The sequence below is a fragment of the Mesorhizobium sp. M7A.F.Ca.CA.003.01.2.1 genome (genome assembly GCF_003998945.1).
Classification (GTDB): domain Bacteria; phylum Pseudomonadota; class Alphaproteobacteria; order Rhizobiales; family Rhizobiaceae; genus Mesorhizobium; species Mesorhizobium ciceri.
In genome coordinates, this window is record NZ_RZRA01000675.1 from 1 (window position 1) to 3211 (window position 3211).

5 protein-coding genes and 1 pseudogene are annotated in these 3211 nt (G+C 64.9%); all 6 read right to left on the bottom strand.

All coding sequences use genetic code 11. The annotated features are described in order from the left end of the window. Window positions 1–23: 23 nt before the first annotated feature. Window positions 24–860, bottom strand: coding sequence for an arginase family protein (locus tag EN969_RS23475; RefSeq protein ID WP_063169781.1), 837 nt, complete (start codon window positions 858–860; stop codon window positions 24–26). Continuing rightward, on the bottom strand, window positions 857–1600 hold the full coding sequence (gene hisA, locus EN969_RS23480; RefSeq protein WP_063169780.1) for a 1-(5-phosphoribosyl)-5-[(5-phosphoribosylamino)methylideneamino]imidazole-4-carboxamide isomerase: 744 nt from the start codon (window positions 1598–1600) through the stop codon (window positions 857–859). Before hisA ends, EN969_RS23475 begins: the two co-directional genes overlap by 4 nt. A 4-nt stretch (window positions 1601–1604) precedes the next feature. After that, on the bottom strand, window positions 1605–1895 hold the full coding sequence (locus EN969_RS23485; protein ID WP_013528347.1) for a DUF1330 domain-containing protein: 291 nt from the start codon (window positions 1893–1895) through the stop codon (window positions 1605–1607). Window positions 1896–1981: 86 nt separating this feature from the next. Continuing rightward, complete coding sequence (gene hisH, locus EN969_RS23490; protein ID WP_063169779.1) at window positions 1982–2632, bottom strand: imidazole glycerol phosphate synthase subunit HisH; 651 nt, start codon at window positions 2630–2632, stop codon at window positions 1982–1984. 23 nt (window positions 2633–2655) lie between these two features. Next, window positions 2656–3132 carry a DUF2628 domain-containing protein gene (locus EN969_RS23495; protein ID WP_063169778.1) on the bottom strand — a complete coding sequence of 159 codons (477 nt, stop codon included), beginning with the start codon at window positions 3130–3132 and terminating at the stop codon, window positions 2656–2658. A 4-nt stretch (window positions 3133–3136) separates the two neighbouring features. Continuing rightward, window positions 3137–3211: pseudogene (locus EN969_RS23500) on the bottom strand (imidazoleglycerol-phosphate dehydratase); the annotation flags it as partial.

Here is a 3211-nt window from a genome sequence, read left to right on the forward strand (position 1 = left end):
GGGGATGACACGGGCTTTCAGCATCAGCGGCCCTCTATCGTGGCGATGAGATCGTTCAGCAACTGGCCGACCAGCGGCGGAACATCGGCCTGCGCGTCGAAAGCCGGATCGTAGGCGGAGACGGTGATGCCGACGACCGGCACCGCAAGCGCCATGGCGCAAGTGGCGTCGCGCAACTGCTCCGGGCTCGGGCCGCCCGAAGTGATATAGCGGTTGGCCTGCAACTCGCGGGGATCATGCACGTCCATATCGAGGTGCATGTGCACGCGTTTGGCGCCGGCGATCTTCAGTCTTTCGGTCGCCTGGGCCACCCCGGCGCATTCCGTCCGCACGATCGGCAGCGTCTCCAGCAGCCGCTTCTCGTCCGGATCGAGATCGCGCGCGTTGACGAGCACGCAACGCGACGGATCGATCGGCTTGAAGCCGGGAATGGCCGACGCCATCGGCCTCCAGCACAGGCCAAGCACCGTCGCCAGCGCCATGCCGTCGAGAAAGCCGTATGCCGATGTCTCGGGCGTGTTGAGGTCGCCATGCTGGTCGGCCCAGATGATCGCATCGGCGTCCTCGCCGGCGACCGCACCGGCTGATGTCAGGCAATTTCCCGCAAGGACGATGGGAAACCGACCGGCGTCACGGGCAAGGCGAACCTCGGTCGCAACCGCGTTGCAGACAGCAAAGCCGGTGGCGATCTCGCGCTCCTGGATGTCTCCGACCCTGCCGATGTCTTCCACCGTAACGTCATGGCCGGCCATGGTCAGCGCGTCGACGAGCCCGCCTGATATCAGTGCGTCCGGGCCCTGGCCCATGCCGCCATGGTAATGACCGCTGTCGTAGGAGGCCAGGATGATGGAGATTTTCACGTCCGCGTCTCCGCCCTGCCCTGCAGGATCGCCAGGGCCTCGGCCGGATCGATGCGGCCGTCATAGAGCGCGCGCCCGGAGATCGCCCCTTCGAGCTTTTGCGCATCGGGCATGGTCATGCGCATGATGTCGGCGATCGAGGCGAGGCCGCCCGACGCGATGACCGGGATCGATACGGCATCGGCGAGATCGATGGTGGCGTCCCAGTTGATGCCTGTCAAAACGCCGTCGCGATCGATATCGGTGTAGATGATGGCGGCGACTCCGGCGCCCTCGAATTTCCTCGCCAGTTCGACGACGCCGAGGCTCGACGCCTCGGCCCAGCCCTCGACGGCGACCTTGCCGCCCTTGGCGTCGATGCCGACGGCGACCTTGCCCGGAAACGCCTTGCAGGCCTGTCTGACCAGGTCCGGGTCACGCACCGCCACCGTGCCGAGGATGACACGGGCCAGCCCGCGATCGAGCCAGTCCTCGATCTGCGCCAGCGTGCGGATGCCGCCGCCGAGCTGCACAGGGTTCTTCGTCGCCTTGAGGATGGCGCCGACCGCCGCGCTGTTGACGCTCTGGCCCTGGAAAGCGCCGTTGAGGTCGACGACATGCAGCCATTCGAAGCCCTGTTGCTCGAAGGCCCGCGCCTGCGCTGCAGGATCATCGTTGTAGATGGTCGCGGTGGCCATGTCGCCGTGCTTCAGGCGCACGCACTGGCCGTCCTTGAGATCGATGGCGGGGAAAAGGATCATCCGTTCAGGCGCCTTCCACAATGGCGAAATGCGATGTCGAATAGAGACGTCGGAACTTCAGCGCCGCCTGGTATTCGGGCGAATGGAAGCAGGCGAGTGCGACCGCGTAGCTCTCGAACTCGATGATGACATGGCGATTGCCCGACGACCCTTCCGGGCTCGACGACTGACCGCCGCGGGTCAGGAATTTTGCGCCATATTTGTCGAAAGCCGCTTTGTTGGCGGCAATGTATAGCGGATAGTTTTCCGGATCGGTCACCTCGACCATCGCCATCCAGTAACCCTTCTTGCTCATCGGTTTCCCCTTTGCTTGAGCATGATCTCGGGACAAACGGGACCGTTTGTCCGAGAAAACCGGGGTCCACTTTTCGGGATCATGCTCTAGGGCCTCCAGCGCAGGAAATTGGTGATCAGGGCGAGGCCCAGCGCCTGGCTCTTTTCCGGGTGGAATTGCGTGCCGACGAGATTGTCGCGGGCGACGGCCGCCGTCACCGGGCCGCCATAATCGGCGACCGCCAGCACTTCGTCCGGCTTGCGCGCATCGAGGTGGTAGGAGTGCACGAAATAGGCGTGCAGCCCGTTGGTCCCGGTGGGAATGCCGGCAAACAGTGGATGCTGGCGTTTGAGTTCGATGGTGTTCCAGCCGATCTGCGGGATCTTCAGCGCCGGATCGGAAGGCATGATCTCCTTGACGTCGCCCGATATCCAGCCGAAGCCCTCGGTAATTGTCTTTTCAAGGCCGCGCTGCGACATCAGTTGCATGCCGACGCAGATGCCGAGGAAAGGCCGGCCCTTGACGATCGCGACATCTTCGACGGCTTCCCACATGCCTTCGACGGCCTGCAGGCCGGCCGCGCAATCGGCATAGGCGCCGACGCCGGGCAGGACGATGCGATCGGCCGTGCGCACCCGCTCGGCATCGGCCGTCAGGTCGATCTGCGCCGCGATGCCGGCTTCGCGCGCGGCGCGCTCGAAAGCCTTGGTGGCCGAGCGCAGATTGCCCGAGCCGTAGTCGATGATCGCAACCCGCATCTCAGCTTCTTCCCGGAATCATGTCAGTTTCTTCCCGGTATGTGGGTCAGCCCCAGCGCAATGCCCGGCTGCGCTGGCCGCGCGAGGGCAGCATCGGGGACCATGCGCGGCGCCGGCACAACCTCATCGGCAAGCGCTTCCGCCTCCAGTGCATAGCGTGTGTCGGCATCGTCGAGCCAACCGGCTTCGACCGCGCCCCACTCGTGCCAACCACGCCGGCGAAGTGCCGCGATGCGCAGGCCTTGCCCTTCCAGGCCGACATAGAGCGAAACCAACAACGACAGCAGCGACCCGGCCACACCAAGGCCGAGCTTCTGGCCCAGCATCGAAAGCAGGCCCATGACGACGAAGGCAAGTGCTGCTTCGATCCACAGCCGATGCCAGGCGAACCATAGCGGCGGCACCAGGAGGCCCAGCCAGGTGAAGCCATCGCGGACAAAGGCCGTCGCATCAGCCTTTTCGCTGCGGCCTGGCGGTTCCATCACGACGTAGGTGGCCATGGCCTTATCCCTTCAACGATCCCTTGGTGGAGGGAACCGCATCCGGCTGGCGCGGATCGCGTTCGAGAGCAGCGCGCAG